Below are 22,692 nucleotides of genomic sequence, written 5' to 3'. Positions count from 1 at the left end.
GTGCCAGAATCAGACGTTAACTAACAACCATTAGTCTGATGCCGGTCCGGCAGCGGCAAGCAGGAGATAAACATGAGCCAGTGCCCCTTTTCCAACCTGTTGGATCCCGACACCTACAAAGAGGGCATGCCCTACGAAATGTTGCGCGAGATCCGGCACGCAGGCCCCGTGGTAAAAATGGATGACCCGCTGACCGGCATACCGTATTGGGTAGTCACCCGGATCAAGGAAATGGACTTTGTATCCAAGAACCCCAAACTGTTCTCTTCCGCAGCGCGCTCGGCCTTTCCCATGGAAATGGATGAATTCACTGTGGAGATGCAGCAGAACACCATTATCAACATGGACCCACCACGCCACCAGAAGGTACGCCGTATTGTGCGCAATGCCTTCACCCCCAAGCGGGTTGACTCCTATGAGCCATCGTTTCGCGAACACGCCCGGCGTATCGTCGACGCGGTCGCAGCAAAAGGAGAGTGTGAATTTGTTGAGGAGGTTGCGGCGGAACTGCCACTGATTTCCATACTTGAACTGCTGGGGGTGCCGCTGGAGGACCGGAAACAATTTTTCACCTGGACCAACACCATGATCTTTGCCGACGACCCTGATATGGCCGTCTCCGAGGAAGAAGCACAGCTGGCGGCGATGGAGGTGATTGGCTATGCCATGCAGCTCGCTGAGAAACACCGCGATGAGCCCATGGACAACATCACCGGCGCATTGCTGGACGCCGAGCTGGAAGGGGAGCCGGTGTCACCCGAAATGTTTGGCTGGATGTTTATCCTCATCCTGGTCGGCGGCAACGAGTCCACCCGCACGGTAATGGCGCAGGGCATGCGCCTGCTAATGGAGAACCCTGAGCAGCTGCAGTATCTGGTCGACAACCCGGACAAGATATCCAATGCAGTGGAAGAGATGCTGCGCTACAACACCGCTTTCATCTCCATGCGCCGCACCGCCACGGAGGACGTGGAAGTGGGTGGCCAGCTGATTAAAGCTGGCGACAAGGTTATTTTGCACTACCATACCGCCAATCACGACGAAGACGTGTTCGGTGACGACGCCATGGAATTCGACGTTACCCGCGCAGAGCGCATGCCCGACCTGTACAACCAGCTCCGCTCCTTCGGCATCGGCCAGCACTTCTGCATTGGCACCCACCTCGCCCGCCTGGAACTGAATGTGATGTTCGACGAGATCATTCCCCGCCTGCGACAACCCCGGTTTGTGGACCAGCCAAAGTACGTTCGCTCTTTCTTCGTCAACGCCATGAAGGAAATGAATATCCGCTTTGACCCGGCAGCACAGGACACCGACGCTGCCTGAGCCGCAGGAACAGGGGTAGACACTGAGTGGGCCAGCCCCACGTTGCCAGGGTGACAACAGCGGCGTCATAATGCGTTGCTGGCGCCGCGATGTCGGCACTCACCTTCAAACGGGGACAGAACATGCCTGCACGACACCTGATATGGCTTTGCCTGGTCGCGGGGCTGCATCCCGTTTTTACCGAAGCAGTTGCTGCCGCCAGCCCTGAGGAGGCATCCCGCCTGGGTACAGAGCTGACGCCACTGGGAGCAGAGAGAGCAGGCAATGCCGATGGCAGCATCCCGCCATGGGACCCGGCCATGACACCAATACCCGAAGACTACGAGCCCGGCTCCAACAACTATATCAATCCCTTCCCCAACGAAAAGCCCCTGTGCACCATCGACGCCGGCAACTGGCAGGATCATGCACAGCAGCTGACCGAGGGCAGCAAGGCCATGCTCGAGAAGCTGGGGCATGATGGTTTCATGCTGCGAGTCTACCCGAGCAAACGTTCCCACAGTGCCCCGGACTGGTTCTACGCCAACACGCTGAAGAATGCGGTTAACGCCAAGCTGGTCGCCGGCGGCCAGAAAATTGAGAATAGCCTCCCGGGCACGCCCTTCCCTATTCCACAGTCGGCGCTGGAAGTCCTGTGGAATCACATGATTCGCTACGCGGAGCCCTCGACCCAGGACTACGACGTCTACTATGTTAATTCCAATGGCAAGCCGATTCTGTCTACCACCGCCACCTCCGCACTCGTCTATCCCATGTACGAAACACCCGATGAGCCGGTGGGCGACAAGGCCTGGCTGAAACTGCGCATAAACTACAAGGCACCCGCCCGACGCGCCGGGGAAATCCTGCTGGTGCATGAGCCGGGCGCTGACTACAGCGCCGGGCAGGGCCGGCGGGCATGGCAATACCTCACCGGCCAGCGCCGGGTGCGGCTGGCACCGGCGGTGGCCTTTGATACGCCCAATCCGGCGGTGGCCGGCACCTCTACGTATGACGACGCATTCATTTTTAACGGCTCTCCCGAGCGCTTCGATTGGAAACTACTGGGCAAGCGAGAGATGATCGTCCCCTATTCCAACTACGACTTCATTTTCAAGCATGAGGTGGAGAACATGCTGGGCGAACGCTTCCTGAAACCTGAATTCGTGCGCTGGGAGAAGCACCGGGTTTGGGTGATCGAGGCCACACTGAAACCGGGACAGCGTCACCTCTACGGCAAGCGCCGCCTCTATATAGACGAGGACAGTTGGTCAGCGGTTGCCGGAGAAACCTATGACGCGCGTGGGAACCTGTGGCGCGTTCAATTCAATTACAGCGCGCGGCTTTACGACGGCCACGCCAGTGCCGGCGCCAATGGCGTATATGACCTGCTGCAGGATATCTACAACCTCAACGGCAAGCCCAAACCGGGGAAGTACCGGCATGGGTTCGACAGCAGCGGCCAGTATTTCACCCCCAAGGGAATGGCCCGCGCAGGCGTACGCTAGCGCAGCAACGTCCGCTGGCGGCAGGTGCAACCCTTCAGGCCAAACCTGTACACAGTGGCGCGAGTGGGAGACCATAGCGCCCTGCTGCGAAACGACAGGGGAGCAATGTGGACTCAACAGAACAACCAGGCGACAACCGCAGCCGCGCCATGCAAAGAGCGGTGATCGCGCTGCTGTTCCTCGCCGTGATCTATACCCTTTATTTTGCCTCTTCACTGCTGATACCGCTGGTTCTGGCAGCGATGCTCGCCCTGCCGCTGTATCCCTTGGTGCAGTATTTACGCCGGTTCTACATCCCGCGTGCAGTCTCCGGCGTGGCACTGCTGATCGCGCTGGGTGTGCCGTTCACATTACTGGGCATGGAACTGGCAGAGCCGGCAAAGCGCTGGCTTGACCGGGTTCCCGAGATCACCCTGAAGGTCAACGAGAAACTGGACAGCATCACCGACGCCCTGGCACCGACTGCCACAGAAAACACAGCGCAGGCGGCACAGTTGAAGGAAGAGCAATCAACACTGGGGCGGCTATTCAGTTGGTTTGGCGACAGCGATGAACAGGAGGTGGTAAAGGCCAGCGCTGAGCAGCCCAACAATGAACTCTCCCGGCAGATCGGCCTCCGTGGACTGCAAGTGCTGCTGGATATCGTCGCCGAGATGCCGGTGTTTCTCGCCCAGGGTGTGGCGGTGATCATCCTGGTGCTGTTCCTCCTGGTTTACGGCCCGGGCATCTATTACACCGCTATTGAGGCACTACCCCGGATCAAAGATAAGGAGGACGCAAGGGCCCTGGTCGTTGAGACGCAGCGGGAGCTGTCGCGCTACATTTTCACGGTTTCCATAATCAACCTTGGCCTTGGCGTGGTTACCACGGCAGCGCTATGGGCAATGCAGTTCGAAGATCCACTATTCTGGGGCGCAGTGGTCGCGCTGCTCAACTTCGCACCCTATGTGGGTCCAGTGCTGAGTGCCACGGCCATCGCCGTGGCAGGCCTGGACCAGTATGGGTTTGCCTGGGCTTCGCTGGTTCCGGCGGCGGTTTACTTCGCCATCAACGCTATCGAGTCACAACTGGTCACGCCCGTGGTGCTGGGTCGCACGGTCAGCATCAATCCTCTGTTCACCATGCTCTGGCTGATGCTGTGGGGCTGGCTATGGGGGGCGGCCGGTGTACTGATTGCGGTCCCGTTGCTGGTCTGCATCAAACTGGTGCTGTCGCGACTGCAGCTGTTCGAACCCTGGATCAAAGTTATCGAGGCCAGGCTGGATACCCCGGACTAGGGTGCACAGGCGCCGCTTTCAGTCCTTGGAGTCGCGCAGGCGCCCCCGATAGCGGCTGCGGGCAAGTTGCTGCATGTCTTCAACCGTGTCACTTTCGTCCATAATTTCACGACCCAGCATGGTTTCCACCGCGTCCTCCAGGGTGACAATTCCGGCGGTCTGTCCATATTCATCTTCCACCAGGAACAAATGCTCGCGGCGCTTGATAAACTGGTCCAGCAACTGCAACACGGGCAATTCCTGACGCACCCGGTAGATTGGCGAGGTGAATTCACGCAGGGGTTCGTCTTTGCGCCCCTCGTACTCCGCAGCAAGCATGCGATGCCGCAGTACCAGCCCGATGACGTTATCAATATCACCCTCAAACACCGGGATGCGGGTAAAAGGAGAGTCCCCTAAAAGATCAAGGGCCTGTGCCAGGCTCAGGGAGCCATCGAGCGCCGTTACCACCGTACGCGGGGTGAGAATCACACCGGTGGTGGTCTCGCGCAGTAACAGGATATTCTCTAGCAATTCACTCTCATGTGTTCCCAATGCGCCTTCCCTGCGGCCCAGTCGAGCGAGGGCGGCCAGTTCGTCACGGCTGATACTGGCGGCCTCGCCTTTGGAAAAGGAGCGTGTGATCAACGCCGAAAGCCAGACGAAGGGGTACAGCAACTTTATCAGGACACGGATAACAAGGGCCGAGGGCAGAGCAAGTTGCTTCCAGAAGGTTGCACCCAGCGTCTTGGGAATAATCTCGGAAAAGTAAAGAATGGCCAGGGTCAATACGAATGCCACCAGCGTTTCGTACTGCGCACCAAATACGCGAACAGCCTGCGCCCCCACACCGGCCGCACCCATGGTATGGGCAAAGGTATTGAGTATGAGAATACTGGAAATGGATTGATCCAGGTCGTCACGCACGTTTTTCAGCACCTGCGCCCGACGCGGCTTATCCTTGAGCTCACTCTCTACGAATGCGGGTGTCACCGACAACAGCACGGCCTCGAGTATCGAGCACATGAAAGAAATGCCAATGGCAATCGTGAGGTAGATGACCAGCAGGGTCATGGTGATGTATCAGGCCTTGTCAGCTGAGAGAGGGGACATTCTAACTGAAAAAAGCTGCGCCAGTCTCAATACATGATTGAGACCGGCGCAATGGGTCATCCGCTGGTCCCTAGCCGAACGTACTTCCCTGGGCAGCCATATCCAGCAGCAACTGCGGCGGCTTGAACTCCTCGCCGTATTTCGCCTCCAGCTCTGCGGCGCGCTCGGCAAATGCCTGCACGCCATAGGCATTAACGCACTGGTAAACACCCCCGGTGTGAGGCGGGAATCCGATTCCCATAATTGAGCCGATATTACCGTCCGGCACTGAGGTCAGGACCCCTTCTTCCATAATGCGGATGGCTTCTAGCACCTGGGAGAACAACAAACGGTCTTTGACATCCTGGTAAGGCAAATCCACATAGCCACCCGCTGCGAATTTATCCTTGAGACCGGCCCAGGTACGCACCTTTTTGCCTTTTTCATCATAGTCATAAAAGCCAGCACCTTTGGCCTGGCCCACCCGTTTGGCGTCTTCCACCATATACCGGATCACCTCGGATTCGGGACTGGGCTCCCACTTCTCTCCCGCGGCTTCAGCATCCGCCTGGCGCTGTTGAGCGCCATGGTAGGCCGTCTCCAGAGAAATGGTGTCCAGCGTTTCCAGCGGACCCATGGGGGAACCGTTGAACGCCGCACCGTTCTCAATCAGGGCCGGATTAACCCCTTCTGCAAGCATGCGCTGGCCCTGGGTGATGGTCTGGCCAATGACCCGTGTGGTGAAAAAGCCGGGGGCATCCCTGACCACAATGGGCTTCTTGCCAAGCTTCTGTGCCAGGTCGAATGCCCAGGCCAGGGATTCGTCCGAGGTATGCTCGCCAGTGATGATCTCCACCAGCGGCATGCGCTCAGCGGGAGAGAAAAAATGCATACCAATGAAGTTCTGCGGGCGCACGGAGGCGCGCGCCAGGTCGGTGATCGGCAGGGCCGAGGTGTTACTGGCAAAGATCGCACTGTCGCCAAGCACAACCTCGGTTTCCCGGGTGACAGTCGCCTTCACATCGCGATTCTCGAAAACCGCCTCGATGACCAGGTCACAACCGGCGAGGTCATTCACGTCGGCAGTGGGATGGATGCGCGCCAGGATTTGCTCTGCCTGCTGCGCGTCAATGCGGCGGTTCTTCTCGCAGGCCGCAGCGGCGTAGGCCTTGCCCCGCTCGGCGTTCTCCTGGTTGATGTCCTTGAGGATCACCTCGATACCAACCTTGGCAGCGGTAAAGGCGATTCCCGCACCCATGACCCCTGCACCGAGAATACCCAGCTTCTTTACGTCGGTTTTGTCGATGCCATCAGGACGGGAGGCCCCGGCGTCCAGCTGGTTCATCTGCACAAAGAAGGTGGTCATCATGTTGCGCGAGACCTGGTCCAGCAGCAGACGCTGGAAGTAGCGCGCCTCAATCTTGTGGGCAGTATCATAATCGACCCTGGCCGTGTCTATCACCGCGGCGATGATCACCTGAGGGGCGGTCATATTGCCTTTGGTCTGGTTCATCACGTTCACCGGGCCAAAATAGGTCAGGCCCTGGGTGGCCTCGTCTTCGGGACCACCCCCGGGAATGCTGTAACCTGGCGCCTCCCAGGGCTGCTGCGCATCGGGGTTGTCCAACAGCCAGGCCCGCGCCTTCTTCGCCATGTCTTCTTCATCAGTCGCCAGCGCGTGCACCAGGCCCGCATCCAGCGCCCGGGTCGCCACCAACTGTTTGCCCTGGGAAACAAGGGTCAGGGCCTCCTGCATGCCCAGCATACGCACCATGCGCACCACACCCCCGGCGCCGGGCATCAAGCCCAGCATCGCCTCCGGCAGGCCGATTTTTACTTTGGGGCTGTCCAGGGCAATACGATAGTGGCAAGCCAGCGCGATCTCATAACCGCCACCCAGCGCAGGCCCGTTAATACCCACTGCAACGGGCACGCCCAGGCGCTCCAGTCGCGCCAGGGGCGCTTTTGACTCCAGCAGGCTCCGGTACATCTCCTCCCGCTCTGCGGGGGCAGGGTCGAGGTCCATTTCCAGCATCTGGGTGATATCCCCGCCGGCGAAGAACTGGCCGGGCTTGCCGGAGCGTACGTAGACGCCTTTTATCTCATCTTTCATCGCCTCCAGCTCATCCAGCGCCCGGGGCATGGCTTCCGCATATTCCTCGCCCATCACGTTGACCGCTTTGCCTGCCTGGTCGAAGATCAGGTCGACAATGCCATCGGCATCTTTTTCCAGTCTGATATAACTCATCTGTCTCTCTCCAATCCGCTACACGCGCTCAATGATGGTGGCAATGCCGATGCCGCCGCCGGCACACAGGGTGACCAGGCCGGTGCTGAGGTCACGACGTTCCAGCTCATCCAGCAGGGTGCCCAGGACTATCGCGCCGGTGGCACCGATGGGATGGCCCATGGCGATCGCGCCGCCGTTGACGTTGATTTTATCGTCGGCGACGTCCATCAAGCGCTGGTAGCGCAGCACCACAGAGGCGAACGCCTCGTTCAGTTCAAACAGGTCAATATCGCTGCTGCTCATACCGGCCAGCTTCAGTGCTTTCTCTGAGGCAGGCGCCGGCCCGGCAAGCATGATAGTGGGCTCAGCGCCGGTCACGGCACAGGCACGAATACGGGCTCTAGGTTTCAGGCCCTGGGCCTGCCCTGCCGCTTTATTTCCGAGTAGCACCAGTGACGCGCCATCGACCACACCCGACGAGTTGCCCGGGGTATGAATGCATTCCACCTGTTCCACTTGCGGGTACTTGAACTTGAGAAAATCACCATGACCAAAGTCGTTGAACAGGGTGAACGCGGGCTTGAGCTTCGCCAGCCCCTCCATGTCGGTTGGGCGGATCAATTCATCATGGTCCAGTACCGTAACGCCATTGAGATCTTTCACTGGCACCATGGATCTGTCGAAATAGCCGTTGTCGCGGGCGTGGGCTGCCCGGCGCTGCGACTCACAAGCATAGCGGTCCACATCTTCGCGGCTGAACCCATCGAGACCGGCCATCAGGTCGGCAGCCAGTCCCTGAGAGATACCGTAACTCTTCATCGCGACCCAGGCGTCGCCGGCAGCGGCGCCAGAAGCGCCAATGCCCAGGCGGGACATACTCTCCACTCCACCGGCAATGCCCATGGATTCCATGCCCGACATAATCTTCATGGCCACGGTATTGACCGCATCCAGGCCACCGGCGCAATAGCGATGCAGCTGCGCACCCACGGTGACATCATCCCAGCTTGAGTAGACCAGCGCCGTCTTGGCAATATCCTGGCCCTGCTCCTTGACCGGTTCACCGGTGGCGCAGATAAAATCCTCTACCTGGGTAGTGTCCAGATCGTGGCGGGATTTCATTTCCTCCAGCAGGTTGGTCACCAGGTCAATCGGCTTGACTTCATAGAGTCCGCCTCCGGGCCTGCCCTTGCCGCGCGGCGTGCGGATGGCGTCATAAATAAACGCGTCAGTGCTCATGTAAAACCTCATCATGGGTGCAGTTGGATGCCGACAACATACCCGATGCATGACACGCCACAAGCCGCTGTCGTCATTAGCGAAAGGTTGTATACGGATTTGAACTGGGCAATGCTTTGGCCTGTGACATTCGGCCAGATCGGGCTGACATTTCCTGCCACGCGTCGCGGCGGACCCATCTCTTTCGTGCTAGGCTATTTTTACCAACTTTTAACCATGCCATTTTCCAGACCGGGAGCGTTGCGATGAACGAGATGAAAGCACTGGTAGGCCAGCTCGCCGGCTATGGGCAATTGATCGCCTCTGTGCTGGTCGTGCTGTTTGGCGGCATGGTCGCCGTTGTCGTGCTCTATCGTCTGGTCAGCCGGTTCGTCAAGCCCGGCGGCAAGTACGGAAGAGCAATCAAGGTTTTCTTCGGCGCTATCTATGCCATGGTACTGGTGATCGCTGTATTGATTGCGGCGCAGCGAATCGGCCTGCCCGTGCAGGGACTGGCCGGGCCAGCGATTCTCATCGTGATGGTTATCTCCGTCGTTGTCTTCTTCCTGGTGCCTTTCCTGCCTCGCCTGCCCTTTGTTCTCGGCGATATGGTGCAGATCAGGGATGTGACGGGAATAGTGGATGCGATCACCGCCTACCAGGTAGTGGTGCGCAGTTTTGACGGCCAGACGATCTTCATTCCCACCGCTCTGGTGATGGCATCGCCCATCCGCAACTTCAGCGCAGTACCGCACCGCAGAATCCAGATGGACGTGGACGTCTACGCAGAAGACGATATAGAGCGTGCGCGCAGCCTGCTGCTGGAAACCATGGACCTCAATGCCAATGTGTTGGCAGAACCGGCACCGGCGGTCTTCGTCACCGGCGTGACCGGTGAGCGGGCGAGCATGGTGGCCTTCTGCTGGGTCGCCAATGAGGACTGGTTCGGCACCCGTGACGCTCTGTGGGTAGCCCTGTCTTCGGCTTTTGCCGATGATGACAAGGTCCGCCTGGCCCTGCCCAGACTGGACATCGCCACCTCCTAGCGCCGCAACCCGATAAAGCAGGGTGCGCGGTCTGCTCCGTCAGTGCTAGACTGCGCCTCCGGAAAACCCCCGCTTACAGAGCCACAGTGACCCAACTCAATCCCCGACAGCGCGAGGCTGTGCGCTACATCGACGGCCCCCTGCTGGTGCTGGCCGGTGCCGGCTCCGGCAAAACCAGCGTGATCACCAGCAAGATCGCCTATCTCGTGGACACCTGCGGTATTCGTGCCAGCCGCATTGCGGCGGTAACGTTCACCAACAAGGCCGCCCGGGAGATGAAGGAACGCGTGGGCAAGCTGCTCAGGGGCAACTCGGCAGAGGGGCTCACGGTCAGCACCTTCCACCAACTGGGACTGAAGATAATCCGCAACGAGCGCAAGCTGCTGGGCCTGAAGAACGGCTTTTCCATCTTCGATGGCCAGGACAGCCAGGCGCTGATCAAGGACCTGCTGATCCAGGAGCACGGTTCCGACGGCGACCAGGCACAAACCATCCAGCACCAGATCTCCAACTGGAAAAACGACCGACTGCTGCCCGAGGAAGCCATCGCCCGCGCCAAGGGGCCGGCGCAGGTACTCTGTGCGCAGGCCTATCGCCGCTACCAGCGTGCACTCAAAGCCTATAACGCCCTGGACTTTGACGATCTCATCCTGCTGCCCACCGTATTGTTCGAGCACCACCCGGACGTGCTGGAAAAATGGCAGAACCAGATTCACTATCTTTTGGTGGACGAGTACCAGGACACCAACTCCAGTCAGTACCTGCTGGTCAAGCAACTCGTGGGAGTAAGGGGAGCGCTGACCGTGGTCGGTGACGACGACCAGTCCATTTACGCCTGGCGCGGCGCCCGTCCGGAAAACCTGGTACAGCTGCAGGATGACTTTCCCGGGCTGAGGCTGGTCAAGCTGGAACAGAACTACCGTTCCACCTCGCGTATTCTCAAGGCCGCCAATACGCTGATTGCGAACAACGCCCACGTCTTCGAAAAGCAACTGTGGAGCGAGATCGGCTACGGCGACCCCCTGCGCGTCATTCGTTGCGCGGACGAGAATCACGAAGCGGAACAGGTGGTGGCGGAGATCATTGACCACCAGCTGCGCAAACGTACACGGTTTGGCGACTACGCCATCCTTTACCGCGGCAATCACCAGTCGCGACTGATCGAGCTCGCCCTGCAGCAGCAGCAAGTCCCCTACCATCTTTCCGGCGGCACCTCGTTCTTCGCCCGCAACGAGGTCAAGGACATCATGGCTTACCTGCGCCTGTTGGTGAACGAGAATGACGACAACGCCTTCCTGCGCATTGCCAACGTGCCCAGGCGCAAACTGGGGGCTTCCACCCTGGAATCCCTGGGCAACTACGCCAACGAACAACACTGCAGCCTTGGCCAGGCCATTGGCCGCATAGGCAGTGGCAGCCTCCCCGAGGCTGGCCTGAAGCGATTGCGCGAGTTCAGGTTGTGGCTGGACCGCATACGCCGACAGGTAGAAAGTGGCGGCGGCATTACTGCCGTGCGCCAGATGATACGCGAGATGGAATACGAGGAATGGCTGAACCAGTTGAGCTCAAGCGAGGATGTCGCGGAGCGACGCATGGGCAACGTACATTTCCTCGTCGACAGCCTGCACAAGGTGATGACGGACGAAGGTGTGGCACTGGACGAGGCCATCTCTCGCCTGGTGTTGCGCGACCTGATGGAGCAACAGGAGGAAGAGGACGCCAGCCCGGACAACGTGCAGCTGATGACCATGCACGCCTCCAAGGGCCTGGAGTTCCCCCATGTCTTTATTATCGGTATGGAGGAAAACCTGCTGCCGCACCGTGCCAGCGTGGAAGACGGCAATATCGAGGAAGAACGACGCCTGGCCTATGTGGGCATTACCCGTGCCCAGCAGACCCTGGCCATGACCATGGCGGCAAAGCGCAGGCAGTTTGGTGAAACCATCAACTGCGAGCCCAGTCGGTTTCTCGACGAACTGCCGGCCGACGACCTCAACTGGCAGGGTGCAGACATCAAAGATGAGAAAGCGAACGAGGAGCGCGGGCAGGAAACCCTGGCCGGACTGAAGAATCTGTTCGCCTGACGCATTGCGCCGGCGAACATCATTTACCGCCGGGTTCTTCCTGGACCGCGGCCAGCCCTGATCCACCCTTCAACTTTTCGCGCAGGGTCTGCACGATAGCGTAAAAGCCAGGCACAAAATACACACCCACCAACAGTGCAGCGACCATACCGCCGAATACGGTGATACCCAGAGACTGCTGGCCAAAGGCACCTGCCCCACTGGCGAGCATCAACGGCAGAATCCCGAGGATGAAGGAAATCGCCGTCATACAGACGGCGCGAAACCGCAGACGGCCAGCATCCCGGGCGGCGACCAGAATATCCTCTCCCTGCTGCTCTCGCCGCTGCCTTGCGAACTCGACGATCAGTATCGCCGTCTTCGCAGCCATACCAATGAGCAGCACAACACCGATCTGGGCATAGAGGTTAAGCGCCGTGCCTGTGAGCAGCAGCGCGGCAATAGCACCGCCAATGGCCATGGGCACAACCAGGATGATGGCGGCGGGAATGGACCAGCTCTCATACTGGGCCACCAGGAACAGGTAGACGAAGATCAGCGCCAGTGCATAGGCAAAGATCGCCGTCTGCCCCGCTTCCCTTTCCTGGTAGGCGAGACCGGTCCACTCGAAGGTGTAGCCGCCCGGCAGCACTTGCCTGGCGAGTTCCTCGAAAGAGGTCATCGCCTGCCCGGTACTCACACCGGGCGGTGTTGCCGCGCGCACGCTTGCGGCCCGGTAAAGATTATACCGGGTGGAAACGTCCGGCCCGAGTATGGGGCGTGTGGACACCAGGGTACTCAGCGGCACCATAGTGCCGCTGGAGGACTTCACGTAGAAGTGGTCGAGATCAGTAAGATCGGCCCGGTAAGGCGCGGCCGCCTGCATGATCACACGGTAGGTCTGGCCGAATTTATTGAAATCATTGATGTACAGCGAACCCATTTGCGCCTGCAGGGTCATGAAGATTTCATCCAGCGACACACCCAGGTTTTTTGCCTTCAGGCGATTGATGTCGACGAAGTACTGGGGCACGTTCGCGCGGTAGGTGCTGAAAACCCCCTGCAAATCAGGGTGCAGGTTACCTTCCACCACCAGCGTATTGATTGCCGCGGCCAGTTCCGATGCGGGCCTGGAAAGTGTGTCCTGCAACATCAATTCCAGGCCACCAACCGCGCCCATGCCGGGAACGGCAGGTGGCGAAATAGCATAGATACTGGCCTCTGGAATCTGCGCAAATGCCTGTGCGTTGATGCGCCGGGCTACGTTGAAGACCAGGTTCTGCTTATCCTCGCGCTCATCCCAGTGCTTGAGCACAACAAACACAGTTCCGCTGTTACTCGCCATGGCGCCACTGAGCACTGAAAAGCCAGTAATTGCCGTCACCGTTTCCACAGCGGGGTCAGCCGCGATCAGGCCCGCCAGCTTGTCCATGGCGGCCTTGCTCCGGCTAATGGATGAGGCATCCGGCAACTGCATATTCACCATCATGATGCCCTTGTCCTCATCGGGAACAAAACCAGTGGGCGTGTTCATAAAACTGAAGGCCAAGGCTGCCATCCACGCAATGAAGATCAACACAACCAGGCGCAGCGAGCGCAGCACCCACTGCACACCACTATCATAGAAGCCAGTGAGGCGACTAAAACCCTGCTGAAAACGCTGGTACCAGCCTGCCTCCGTTTGCTCCCCCGACTTCAACAGGAGGCTGCAAAGTGCAGGACTCAGGGTTAACGCGTTCAGGGAGGAAAAACACACCGCCACACAAATCGTCACCGCAAACTGCCGGTACATCACGCCACTGATACCCGGCAGCATGGCCACCGGGATGAACACGGCCAACAGCACCAGGGTGGTGGCAATGATTGGACCGCCCACTTCCTGCATGGTGACCAGGGCGGCATCTCTGGACGACAGGGTGGGATCTTCACGCAAGTGCCGGTCGCAGTTTTCGATAACCAGGATGGCATCATCGACAACGATACCGATGGCCAGGATGAGTCCGAACAGGGTCACCGTATTGATGCTCATACCCATGGTCATCAACACGAAGAAGGTGGCAATAAGGGACACCGGTATCGCCAGCGTTGGTATCAGGGCGGCACGCCAGTTGCCGAGAAAAATAAAGGTAACCAGGACCACCAGTGCAACGGCCTGGAACAATGAGATCACTACCTGCTGCACCGCCGTCGATACATAGCGTGTGGTGTCGTAACTGATAACGTAGTCCAGACCTTGCGGAAAACCGGCGGACATCGTTTCCACCAACTCATTCACCGCTTCACCCACAGCCAGGGCATTGGCATCTGCCATCTGGTACAGCGCCATGCTGACGGCCGGAGTGCCGTTGGTCTCACCGTAGAAGTTATAGTCGGACTGCCCAAGTTCGACGCGCGCAACGTCCTTGAGATAGATCGCGGAACCGTCGGAGCGCGCGCGCAAGACGATGCTCTCGAACTCGTCCACGTCATGCAGCCGCCCCTTGGTCTGCAGCGTGTATTCGGTCTGTAGGGCGCCGTCAAACGGCGGCGCACCAATCTTGCCCGCCGCAACCTGCACATTCTGTTCGCCGAGTGCGCCATGGATATCCTTTACAGACAGACCCAGACTGGCCATCTTGTCCGGATACAGCCAGAGGCGCATGGAATAAGCAGCTTCACCGAGTATATTCGCCGAGGAAATGCCGTCCAGGCGGGCAACCGCACCCTGCACGTTGATCTTCACGTAGTTGGAAATGAACTTATAGTCCAGCGAGTTATCCGGTGAGGTAAAGCTGATGATCTTGAGAATGTCAGGTGAGCGCTCGGCAATACTGAGGCCCATCGCAGTGACTTCCGTTGGCAATGAAGGCTCCGCCAGCTTCACACGGTTCTGCACGCGCACCAGGGCCATGTCCGAATCTGCGCCCACCTCAAAGGTCACGGTAAGCATATAGCTGCCATCATTGGCGCTCTTGGAGGACATATAGATCATGCCCTCCACGCCGTTCACGGCATCTTCTATCGGCGTGCCCACGGTGGTCTCCACCACTTCCGCACTGGCACCGGGATAGACTCCGGAGACGATAATGCTGGGCGGCGAGATCGCCGGGTACTCATTGACGGGAAGACTGTAGATGGCCAGGCTGCCCATCAGGGTGAGCACAATCGCCAGCACCATGGCCAGTTTGGGCCGGTGAATAAAGAACGCGCTGAACACCGTCTACTCCTGCCCTTGGGCTGGCGCAGGCAGCTCGCGTACTTTCACCACCATGCCGGGGCGCACCTGCTGCAGGCCACGCACGATAACCTGCTCTCCCTCTTCAACGCCCTTGACCACCCTGACCATGAAATCGATACGCTGGTCCAGCTCCACGTTGTGCCGCTGTACCGTACTGTTACTGTCTACCACCAGCACAAAACTGCCCTGCTGGTCCGCCTGCACGGCAGCCTGGGGAACAAACAGACCTTCAAGCAGGTTGGTATCCTGCAGAATCACCTTCACATACTGGCCGGGCACCAGGATCGAGTGAGGGTTGGGAATAGCGGCCCTGGCTTCCAGGGTCCCCGTCTCCTGGTCCACACGGTTGGAAAAATAATCAATGCGGCCTACCTCGGGATACACCATGCCGGTCGTCAACTCCAGCGTCACCTCGACATCACGCAGCGCGCTGATATCCGGCTCCTCGGTCATACGCGACTTCATAGCCGCCACATAGGCCGCCTCGCTGACGTTGAATAGCGCCTCGATCGGGTCAATGCTGACCAGGGTGGTGAGATTGCCGGTATTCGGCCCGACCAGGTCTCCCACGCTGGCGATACTGCGACCGATACGGCCGGTGATAGGGGCGATGATGGTCGTGTAGCTCAAGTTTACCTCGGCACTTTTCATCTGCGCCCAGGCCGATTCGATACGCGCATCCGCGTCAAGTTTCTTTGCCGTGAGATCGTCCATCTCCGACTCGGATATCGCCCCTCTGGGCAGCAGTTCCCGACCGCGCGAATAGTTGCGCACGGCGTTGGCCTGATTGGCCTGGGCAGCGGCAAGGTCAGCCTTGGCCTTGGCAAGTGCCGCATCGAACTCGGAAGCGTCCAGGCGATACAGTATGTCGCCCTCCTCTACCAACTGCCCCTCGCGGAAATCCCGACTCACCACGTATCCGGATACCCTGGCCTGGATGGCCACGTCATCCCTTGCCTGCAGGCGACCCACATACTCGGACTTGGGCTGATAGGGTTCCAGCACGACCTGGTCTACAACGACTTCTATCATTGGCGGAAGCACAGCTTCCTCGCTGCAGGCAATCAACAGCAGAGGGAATATAAATAACCCTGTTTTAAAAAGCATAGTCTCTCCTTCGCGGGTTCCGCTAACCTTAGCAGACTCCCGTGAACAGGACCCAAAAACAAAAAAAGCCGCGAACCTTCCGGGTCGCGGCTTTCACCTGGTCGCAGGGTCTTACTGGCTACCTGCCACCATGTAGTCTACCGCGGCGTGAATCTCTTCATCGGAGCAGGACATACAACCACCCTTGGCAATCATGCCTGTGCCGGGAACACCGTTGACTCCAGCAAGGTGCAGGGCCTCTGTGCCCTTGGCGATACGGTCAGCCCAGGCGGCGATATCACCAACTACGGGCGCCCCACCTGCGCCGGTGGCGTGGCAGGCCATACAGGCACTGTTGTAAACATCTTCCCCTGAGCGGGGGCCGCTGGCGACGGAGGCGGCGGCACCGCCGCAATCGGTGTCGCCCTGCAGGCAAACCTCGCCCACGGGATGGATACGTTCCTCGATTTCGGCGCGCTGGGCGTCGGTGAGGTCGACGGCGGCTGCGCTGAAGGCCAAAACCAGGGCGACAAGGCTAAATGCAATTCGGGTCATAACGGCGAGATCCTGTACGAGTTCGGCGGGCATTATAGCCACTTCTGGGGTGAGGGAAAACGTTAAGACGTGGAGAATTATTTCGCCATCTCCAGCCGATACTGGTCCCCACCGTCAATTCGACCTAGTATTCCCGTCTCAATAACGTTCCAAAGGACGCCCTTATGAAGCTTTACACCTACGATCCAGCCCCCAGCCCCCAGCGCCTGGCGCACTTTATGAAGTACAAGGGTATCGAGATTGAGACCCAGCAGATAGACATGATGACGGGGAAGCACCTCAGCGACGAATACCGGGCCATTGTCCCCGAGCGCACCCTCCCTGCACTGGTGCTGGACGACGGCACCGTGCTGGCGGAGGTTATCGGCATTTGCACCTACCTGGAGGCGCTGTACCCGGAAAAACCACTGTTCGGCAGCACCCCGCTGGAGAAAGGGCTGGTCAGCAGCTGGGACTACAAAGTCGTCACCATGCTGTTCATGGCCGTCGCCGAAGCGCTGCGCAACAGCAGCCCGGGCTTCAAGGGGCGCGCCCTGCCCGGCGAGCTGGACGTGGAACAGATTCCGGCGCTGGCCGAGCGCGGCAAGACACGTCTGATGTGGGGCTGGGAGCAGTTCGACAGGGCGCTGGGAGATGGCCGCCAATGGCTCGCCGGGGATAATTTTTCCTTTGCCGACATCGATCTGGCCGTTTGTGCCGGATTTTCCGGCTGGGTTAAATGCTCCCCGCCAGAAGAACTGGCCAACCTGCAAGCCTACCTGGCGCGCGCGCAGGCCCAGATGGCTGCTTAGTAGCCAGACGGGTACCCTGCCGCTGCCAAAGACCACCGTCATTCCCCTGCGGGTGGGAGTGACGGGCACGGTTATCGCCGGGGGTGACGCCTCTTCCAGAGCAGCCCCCTGCCAACCCTCTAAAAATAGAACGCTGCCTGCACGAAGAAACCCGGCCCTGAGCCGAGCGTCAAATCATCCACACCGGTCTCCAGTCCCCCGTATTCCGTGCCGGCCGGGCCAATCGGCACATTTACCGCACTCAGTACCTGCCAATTCTGGGCAAGGTCCCATTGCAACACCAGTTGCGCGAGCATGGAGCCGTCACCCATGTTATAGAACAGGTTGGGAGTGACATTTACCAGCGGTGTCACTTCCACCATTAATGACCCGGCCAGGTAGTGCCGGCCCAGCGTAAACAGTTCCCCCCGCTCAATCCGCTGCACCAGATCCTCTGCAGCAGCTATTTTTTGCGGGCTGTAGTCCGCTTCCCGCAGTCCAAAGCCGTTGAAAAAATACTCTGCCACGCCGCTGATGTTCACGCCCCGCCATGTCCAGGAGTAAGACCAGTTCACCACAGCGCTGACCACCCAGTCCTCCTGGGCATCGGTAAACAACACATCACCGCGCAGCACCGACTCGCCGACGTTCAGTAAACCGCCACCGCCTACCAGGGTCTGTTCGAAGTGTTGCGCCAGTAGCAGGTCGAATTCACGGTTCAGTCCAAACCCATGAAACTTCAGGGCCGTAGAGCTGACGGCACGGCTTACATCCCCTTCCTCGTCACGGCGTTGCACGTTCACCATCTGCCAGTCGTTACCGGAGTCCAGCAGGTACTGCCCGTAAAACATGTCGTCGCCAATCTTGTACTCCGTATCCACCGCCGCCGGGTCAAAGGGGTTGAAGAAGTCCATCGGGTTATAAATCAGTCCGTTACCCCAACTGACGGCCTGGCGACCGAATCGCGCAAAGGCTTTTTCGCCGGCCCAGGACACAGCCAACCGATCTAACCTCTGCACCACCGCTGAGTTATCACTGCTGGAAATCTCATGCGTCAGGTCCCACCAGCGACGCTCGTCATCTGGCAGCACAGGGGGCAACAGGAACAGGTTCTCGAAATCCGCCGCCAGGGGGACGGTGTCACCATGCCGGGCGAGCCACTGGTAATCCGCCTGCAACTGCAAAGGGCCCGGACGGGGGGCTCGAAATTTCAGACGCAGTTCAGCGGCCTGGTCATGTGTGACTGCACCAACAGCGTCGCGAAAAACACTGTCCTCGGGATAACCGGCAGTCAGCCAGGCCGCTTTGAGATGTCCCCCGTTCAATAACGGCACCTCGCCACTGGCCTGCGCCGATATCAGGGCCAGCCCAAGCAGCAGAGGTCGTACAGACGACACTATCCCTGCGCCATCGTGTGCGGCTGCTGGGGCTCGTCACTGATCAGGCGCCCATCCTGCAAGCGCACCAGGCGGCGGGCGTAGCCCATCACCCGCGTATCGTGCGTGGAGATAACGAAGGTCACGCCCCTCTCCTGGTTCAGGGCGACAAACAGATCCATAAGCTGTGCGGCACTGTGCGTATCCAGGTTTGCCGTGGGCTCGTCTGCCAGTACCAGGCGGGGCTTGCTGGCGATGGCTCTGGCCACGGCGACCCGCTGCTGCTGACCACCGGAAAGCTCCGAGGGCAACCGGCCTTCCATACCTGCCAGGCCCACCTCGGCCAGCACCTGGTCGGCCAACAACCGGCGCTGCGCCGCCGGCACACCCTGTACCTGCATGATGAATTCCACGTTTTCCCGCGCCGACAGCACCGGGATCAGATTGTAGGCCTGGAATACGAAGCCGATACTGTTCAGGCGGATATCCGCCAGCTCGCCCTTGCCCAGCGTATCAAGGCGCTGCTCACCCACAGTAATCTCGCCGCTATCTGGCCTGTCCAGCCCGCCCATGGCATTGAGCAAGGTTGTCTTGCCCGAGCCTGAGGGTCCGGAAAGGCACACAAACTCACCGGCATCGATAGACAGGCTGACCTTGTCCAGGCCGGTGATGACTTCTTCTCCCTGCCTGAATGTCTTGCACAGGTCCTTGCAGATAATCGCGCTCATCAGTTCTTCCGTCAGGTTTTATTCAGTGCCCGCACCGGGTCCAGGCGCGCTGCACGCCAGGCCGGGAGCAGGCTTGCCAGCAGGCCCAGCACAATGACTACCACTGTGGACATGAGCATGTCCTGGTAGGCCAGTGCCGGATAAAGCGTGGTGCCCATGCCCATCATCTCCATCCCCTGGGCGACCCCGGAGATATCGATACCTGATTCCAGTGGCTTGATGGTCACCCAGGCCAGCAGGTTGCCGGCAGCCAGGCCCAGCAACAGCAGGTAAAGGCTTTCCAGCAGCAATTGGTAGAGGATCAGGCTGGGACGCATGCCCAGCGCCTGCATCAAACCGATCTCCCGCACCCGCTCAAATACAGCCATCGCCAGGGTATTGACCAGGCCGAATGACAGCACCAGAAAAACAACCACCATGAGAATCAGGGTAAAGCCGTCCTGCAGGTTAAGCATGCTGGCCAGAAAGGCATCCAGGTCCATCCAGGTGAGTACTTCCAGGTCCGGCCCTGCGGCCGCGATGATCGCCGGTGCCCACAAGGCAACCTGACGATAATCCCCCGCACTTATTGCGATTTCGGACACCGCGTCGCCAATACCGAGCATCTCCTGCAACACGTCACGGCCGGCATAGACAAACTGTTCCTCGTTACTGGCCAGGCGCGCGCGATAGATACCAACAACGCGCGACCCGCGGTCCGCCACATTGTTCTGTGGGTCCTGCGACATAATCACCACGCGCTTGCCTAGTTGGGTGTCGAGTTTACGGGCAAGGCTGGCACCCAGCACCACCCCACGGTCGCCAGCATCAGCGAGAAAACGCCCCTCCACAATCTCATCGGGCAGGGAGCCCAGTGGCTGCTCTGCCGACGGGTCCACGCCCAGCAGCGTGACGCCACGGTTATCGCGCTCGCTGGCAATCACTGCCGGCACCCGCACCCTGGCCGCCCAGGCAGTGACCGGTGGTTTCTCCAGCGCTGCCAGCAGATCGCCCCCGGGAGCCGACATGCTGTTCACCACGCTGGGGTCGTTGCGGTAGGAGGGATGATGAATCTGTACTTCACCCGGCAGCACCGCCAGGCCATTGAGCACCATCTGGTCGGTCATGCCGCGCATCAGGGATGACATGAAGATCATCGCCCACACGCCGGTACCAATGGCCAGCAGCATCACCAGCGTGCGACGGTAATTGCGCCACAGGTTGCGCCAGGCCAACACTGCAACAACGCGCGAGGCACCGCTCATCAGGCCGCCCTCATGGCCGCGACCGGCTCCAGGCGGAACAGGCGAAGTGCCGGGTAAATCGCCGCGACCAGGGTGAATACAAATACCGTCGTCGGCCCCCAGGCCAGTGCCAACAGGCTGACCTCCGGATACATACGGTCGCCCATATTGAAGCGTGCCGCCATTTCCTCCATGCCCGGGTAAGTGAACCCGGCAACGCTGAGATACCAGATCAGCAAGGCACCAAAAAACAGGCCCAGGCCCAGGCCCAGTGCGGCCATTAACAGTGTTTCCATGGCGACCAGGCGTGCCAACCGGCCGGGGCCCATGCCCAGCGCCAGCATCACACCAAACTCCCGGGTGCGCTCCAGCACCGACATCAGTTGGGTATTGAGCACACTGAACGCCACCAGCACGATCAGCACAGCGTACATGAACCAGTTACTCGCCATGTCCGACTGAATAGCCTGGCGCAGACCCGGCTGCAACGCTTCCCAGTCGAGCACCCGCAGTGAGTCGTTATCGGCTACCAGACCCTGAACGGTGCTTACCGCCGCGGGAACGGTATCCAGTTCCGGCAAACGTACCACCACCGCGTGGCCATGATCGCCCATGGTGAACACATCCTGAAACCAGGTCAGCGGTACCTGGGCGACAACGCGATCGAGGTCGGCAATACCGGTATCGACTATACCGACGACGGTCGCAATGCCGGCAGCAAACGACCCGTCGCGGCCACTGCCCAGAAAAGTCAGCTCCCCGCCGAGGTCTACTTGCAGATTGCGGGCCAGCACAGCACCGATGACGATGGCGTCGCGGTCATCGGCGCGCAGATAGCGGCCGCGATTGACCAGCCCGGGAAAGCTCGACACCTGTGGCTCAAGCGTGGGCTGCACGCCGGTGAGCAGTACACCGAAGGAGCGATCGTCGCTGGAGGCCAGAGCGAAGGCCTGGCCGCGGGCCGCGACTGCATCTACGCCCAGGGCCGCGCGCACTGAATCAGACAACGCGACCACCGCCGGCACGGTGTCACGCATGCGCTGGTCGGCCATGAAATCACCGTGCTGCACCTGCAGGTGCCCACTGACCATGGCGAGGCTGTTGTTGATCATCATCTGGTAGGAGCCCAGCTGCAGGGAAATCATGAATACCAGCAGCAGGTTGCAGAACACCATGGCACCCACCGTCAGCCAGGTACGACGCCCATGACGCCACAGGTTGCGCCAGGCCAGCAGCCAGGTCACATTCATTGTCGCGGGTTTCTCAGGTTTGCAAGGGTGAACAGATTGGCGGGGAGCGTCAGGTCAAACTCTACTGCCTCGGTGCGCACCTCGGTCCACTCGTCTGGAGTATCCACCTTGCCCATACGCAGAACCGTGGCCACCATGCGTCCGCCCATTTCCCTGATTTCGCCAGCCTTTAGCGTTTTTACCAACTCGCCGTCCTGGTCCCAGAACTGCTGTTCAAGCAACACCCAGTCATCGCGCACCTCCAGTACTTCCTTGCCCCATACCACGGCAGCCTCTTCATGGGGCACGGACTGGATCACCCATATCGTGTGGCCGTCCTCCTCACGCGAGGATAGCAGCGTGTGCTCATAGTCCTCGATAATGGCCGTGTCTTTGCTGACGTCCTTGTTGGAAAAGTCCGAGCCCATCCAATTCTGGCTCATCATCGACGATGGCACCTTTATCACCCGGTTGATCTTCGGTGCGTAGGTCCACATATTGCCGTCCACGGACAGCGTGCCGTTACCGGCGTCTTTTTTCGGCTCCACTACCCGCACCAGGGTTTGCTTGTCGCCCTCGCTCCAACCGCGCATGGTCATACTGCGCTCCCAGTCGGGGCGATGAATGATCATGGTCATCTCTGAATAGGAAGTCTGGCCGCGGTAGTGATCCATGGCCTTACGGATAATGTCCTGGGCGCTGAGCGGCTCGTCGGCGACCGCCTGAAGGGTAAAGAGCAGACCCAAAAGCATAATGACCTGGCGCATACGGAACTCTCCAAAGCTACATC

17 protein-coding genes are annotated in these 22,692 nt (G+C 59.6%); 6 read left to right on the top strand and 11 right to left on the bottom strand.

Translation table 11 applies throughout. From position 1 onward, the window contains the following. Positions 1-72 precede the first annotated feature (72 nt). The 3 genes from C0039_RS11955 (at position 73) to C0039_RS11945 (ending at position 4,090) form a co-directional block, all read left to right on the top strand. Positions 73-1,326: a cytochrome P450 gene (locus C0039_RS11955; RefSeq protein WP_076000225.1), complete on the top strand. Its 1,254-nt coding sequence runs from the start codon at positions 73-75 to the stop codon at positions 1,324-1,326. Between the two features lie 122 nt (positions 1,327-1,448). After that, positions 1,449-2,813 (top strand): DUF1329 domain-containing protein, encoded by a 1,365-nt coding sequence (locus C0039_RS11950; protein ID WP_165787114.1) that lies wholly within the window; start codon positions 1,449-1,451, stop codon positions 2,811-2,813. A gap of 107 nt (positions 2,814-2,920) precedes the next feature. Further along, the gene (locus C0039_RS11945) at positions 2,921-4,090 is read left to right on the top strand and encodes an AI-2E family transporter (RefSeq protein ID WP_198171939.1); all 1,170 of its coding nucleotides are present in this window, start codon (positions 2,921-2,923) and stop codon (positions 4,088-4,090) included. A gap of 18 nt (positions 4,091-4,108) precedes the next feature. On the opposite strand, the gene C0039_RS11940 is transcribed toward C0039_RS11945, so the two are convergent. From C0039_RS11940 to C0039_RS11930, 3 genes are all read right to left on the bottom strand, one after another. Then, on the bottom strand, positions 4,109-5,143 hold the full coding sequence (locus C0039_RS11940; protein ID WP_076000224.1) for a CNNM domain-containing protein: 1,035 nt from the start codon (positions 5,141-5,143) through the stop codon (positions 4,109-4,111). A 109-nt stretch (positions 5,144-5,252) separates the two neighbouring features. Then, positions 5,253-7,409 (bottom strand): 3-hydroxyacyl-CoA dehydrogenase NAD-binding domain-containing protein, encoded by a 2,157-nt coding sequence (locus C0039_RS11935; protein WP_076000223.1) that lies wholly within the window; start codon positions 7,407-7,409, stop codon positions 5,253-5,255. Between the two features lie 18 nt (positions 7,410-7,427). Further along, positions 7,428-8,630, bottom strand: a complete 1,203-nt coding sequence (locus C0039_RS11930) for an acetyl-CoA C-acetyltransferase (RefSeq protein ID WP_101518217.1) — start codon at positions 8,628-8,630, stop codon at positions 7,428-7,430. Between the two features lie 245 nt (positions 8,631-8,875). Between C0039_RS11930 and C0039_RS11925 the strand changes: the two genes are divergently transcribed. Then, positions 8,876-9,655, top strand: coding sequence for a mechanosensitive ion channel family protein (locus C0039_RS11925; protein WP_076000222.1), 780 nt, complete (start codon positions 8,876-8,878; stop codon positions 9,653-9,655). Between the two features lie 86 nt (positions 9,656-9,741). Continuing rightward, positions 9,742-11,739, top strand: coding sequence for a DNA helicase Rep (gene rep, locus C0039_RS11920; protein WP_101518171.1), 1,998 nt, complete (start codon positions 9,742-9,744; stop codon positions 11,737-11,739). 19 nt (positions 11,740-11,758) lie between these two features. Here the strand turns inward: rep and C0039_RS11915 are convergent, their stop codons facing one another. From C0039_RS11915 to C0039_RS11905, 3 genes are all read right to left on the bottom strand, one after another. Further along, positions 11,759-14,914, bottom strand: a complete 3,156-nt coding sequence (locus C0039_RS11915) for an efflux RND transporter permease subunit (RefSeq protein WP_076000221.1) — start codon at positions 14,912-14,914, stop codon at positions 11,759-11,761. Between the two features lie 3 nt (positions 14,915-14,917). Further along, positions 14,918-16,042, bottom strand: coding sequence for an efflux RND transporter periplasmic adaptor subunit (locus tag C0039_RS11910; RefSeq protein WP_076000220.1), 1,125 nt, complete (start codon positions 16,040-16,042; stop codon positions 14,918-14,920). 111 nt (positions 16,043-16,153) lie between these two features. Next, a complete protein-coding gene (locus C0039_RS11905; protein ID WP_076002259.1) occupies positions 16,154-16,576 on the bottom strand; it encodes a c-type cytochrome in 423 nt (140 codons plus the stop codon). A 164-nt stretch (positions 16,577-16,740) separates the two neighbouring features. Here C0039_RS11905 and C0039_RS11900 point away from each other — a divergent pair, with 164 nt between their 5' ends. Next, positions 16,741-17,367 carry a glutathione S-transferase family protein gene (locus C0039_RS11900; RefSeq protein WP_076000219.1) on the top strand — a complete coding sequence of 209 codons (627 nt, stop codon included), beginning with the start codon at positions 16,741-16,743 and terminating at the stop codon, positions 17,365-17,367. A gap of 119 nt (positions 17,368-17,486) precedes the next feature. Here the strand turns inward: C0039_RS11900 and C0039_RS11895 are convergent, their stop codons facing one another. The 5 genes from C0039_RS11895 to C0039_RS11875 are packed head-to-tail and all read right to left on the bottom strand — an operon-like array spanning position 17,487 to position 22,669. Then, positions 17,487-18,743: a hypothetical protein gene (locus C0039_RS11895; RefSeq protein ID WP_101518170.1), complete on the bottom strand. Its 1,257-nt coding sequence runs from the start codon at positions 18,741-18,743 to the stop codon at positions 17,487-17,489. Beyond that, positions 18,743-19,450 carry an ABC transporter ATP-binding protein gene (locus C0039_RS11890; RefSeq protein ID WP_101518169.1) on the bottom strand — a complete coding sequence of 236 codons (708 nt, stop codon included), beginning with the start codon at positions 19,448-19,450 and terminating at the stop codon, positions 18,743-18,745. Before C0039_RS11890 ends, C0039_RS11895 begins: the two co-directional genes overlap by 1 nt. A gap of 11 nt (positions 19,451-19,461) precedes the next feature. After that, the gene (locus C0039_RS11885; protein WP_101518168.1) at positions 19,462-20,694 is read right to left on the bottom strand and encodes an ABC transporter permease; all 1,233 of its coding nucleotides are present in this window, start codon (positions 20,692-20,694) and stop codon (positions 19,462-19,464) included. Continuing rightward, positions 20,694-21,923 (bottom strand): ABC transporter permease, encoded by a 1,230-nt coding sequence (locus C0039_RS11880; RefSeq protein ID WP_076000216.1) that lies wholly within the window; start codon positions 21,921-21,923, stop codon positions 20,694-20,696. The genes C0039_RS11885 and C0039_RS11880 overlap by 1 nt, the downstream gene beginning before the upstream one ends. Further along, positions 21,920-22,669, bottom strand: coding sequence for an outer membrane lipoprotein-sorting protein (locus C0039_RS11875; RefSeq protein WP_076000215.1), 750 nt, complete (start codon positions 22,667-22,669; stop codon positions 21,920-21,922). Before C0039_RS11875 ends, C0039_RS11880 begins: the two co-directional genes overlap by 4 nt. Positions 22,670-22,692 lie beyond the last annotated feature (23 nt).

It is taken from the genome of Pseudohalioglobus lutimaris, from assembly GCF_002866825.1.
GTDB classification, from domain to species: Bacteria; Pseudomonadota; Gammaproteobacteria; order Pseudomonadales; family Halieaceae; genus Halioglobus; species Halioglobus lutimaris.
This window is presented reverse-complemented; position numbering and strand designations above follow the sequence as displayed.

What these genes read in the sequence shown, in the direction of transcription:
- C0039_RS11875 (WP_076000215.1), bottom strand. Translation starts at nt 22,669, where the DNA reads ATGCGCCAGGTCATTATGCTTTTGGGTCTGCTCTTTACCCTTCAGGCG.
- C0039_RS11900 (WP_076000219.1), top strand. Translation starts at nt 16,741, where the DNA reads ATGAAGCTTTACACCTACGATCCAGCCCCCAGCCCCCAGCGCCTGGCG.
- C0039_RS11925 (WP_076000222.1), top strand. Translation starts at nt 8,876, where the DNA reads ATGAACGAGATGAAAGCACTGGTAGGCCAGCTCGCCGGCTATGGGCAA.
- C0039_RS11910 (WP_076000220.1), bottom strand. Translation starts at nt 16,042, where the DNA reads ATGCTTTTTAAAACAGGGTTATTTATATTCCCTCTGCTGTTGATTGCC.
- C0039_RS11940 (WP_076000224.1), bottom strand. Translation starts at nt 5,143, where the DNA reads ATGACCCTGCTGGTCATCTACCTCACGATTGCCATTGGCATTTCTTTC.
- C0039_RS11930 (WP_101518217.1), bottom strand. Translation starts at nt 8,630, where the DNA reads ATGAGCACTGACGCGTTTATTTATGACGCCATCCGCACGCCGCGCGGC.
- C0039_RS11950 (WP_165787114.1), top strand. Translation starts at nt 1,449, where the DNA reads ATGCCTGCACGACACCTGATATGGCTTTGCCTGGTCGCGGGGCTGCAT.
- C0039_RS11880 (WP_076000216.1), bottom strand. Translation starts at nt 21,923, where the DNA reads ATGAATGTGACCTGGCTGCTGGCCTGGCGCAACCTGTGGCGTCATGGG.
- C0039_RS11885 (WP_101518168.1), bottom strand. Translation starts at nt 20,694, where the DNA reads ATGAGCGGTGCCTCGCGCGTTGTTGCAGTGTTGGCCTGGCGCAACCTG.
- C0039_RS11890 (WP_101518169.1), bottom strand. Translation starts at nt 19,450, where the DNA reads ATGAGCGCGATTATCTGCAAGGACCTGTGCAAGACATTCAGGCAGGGA.
- C0039_RS11905 (WP_076002259.1), bottom strand. Translation starts at nt 16,576, where the DNA reads ATGACCCGAATTGCATTTAGCCTTGTCGCCCTGGTTTTGGCCTTCAGC.
- C0039_RS11955 (WP_076000225.1), top strand. Translation starts at nt 73, where the DNA reads ATGAGCCAGTGCCCCTTTTCCAACCTGTTGGATCCCGACACCTACAAA.
- C0039_RS11935 (WP_076000223.1), bottom strand. Translation starts at nt 7,409, where the DNA reads ATGAGTTATATCAGACTGGAAAAAGATGCCGATGGCATTGTCGACCTG.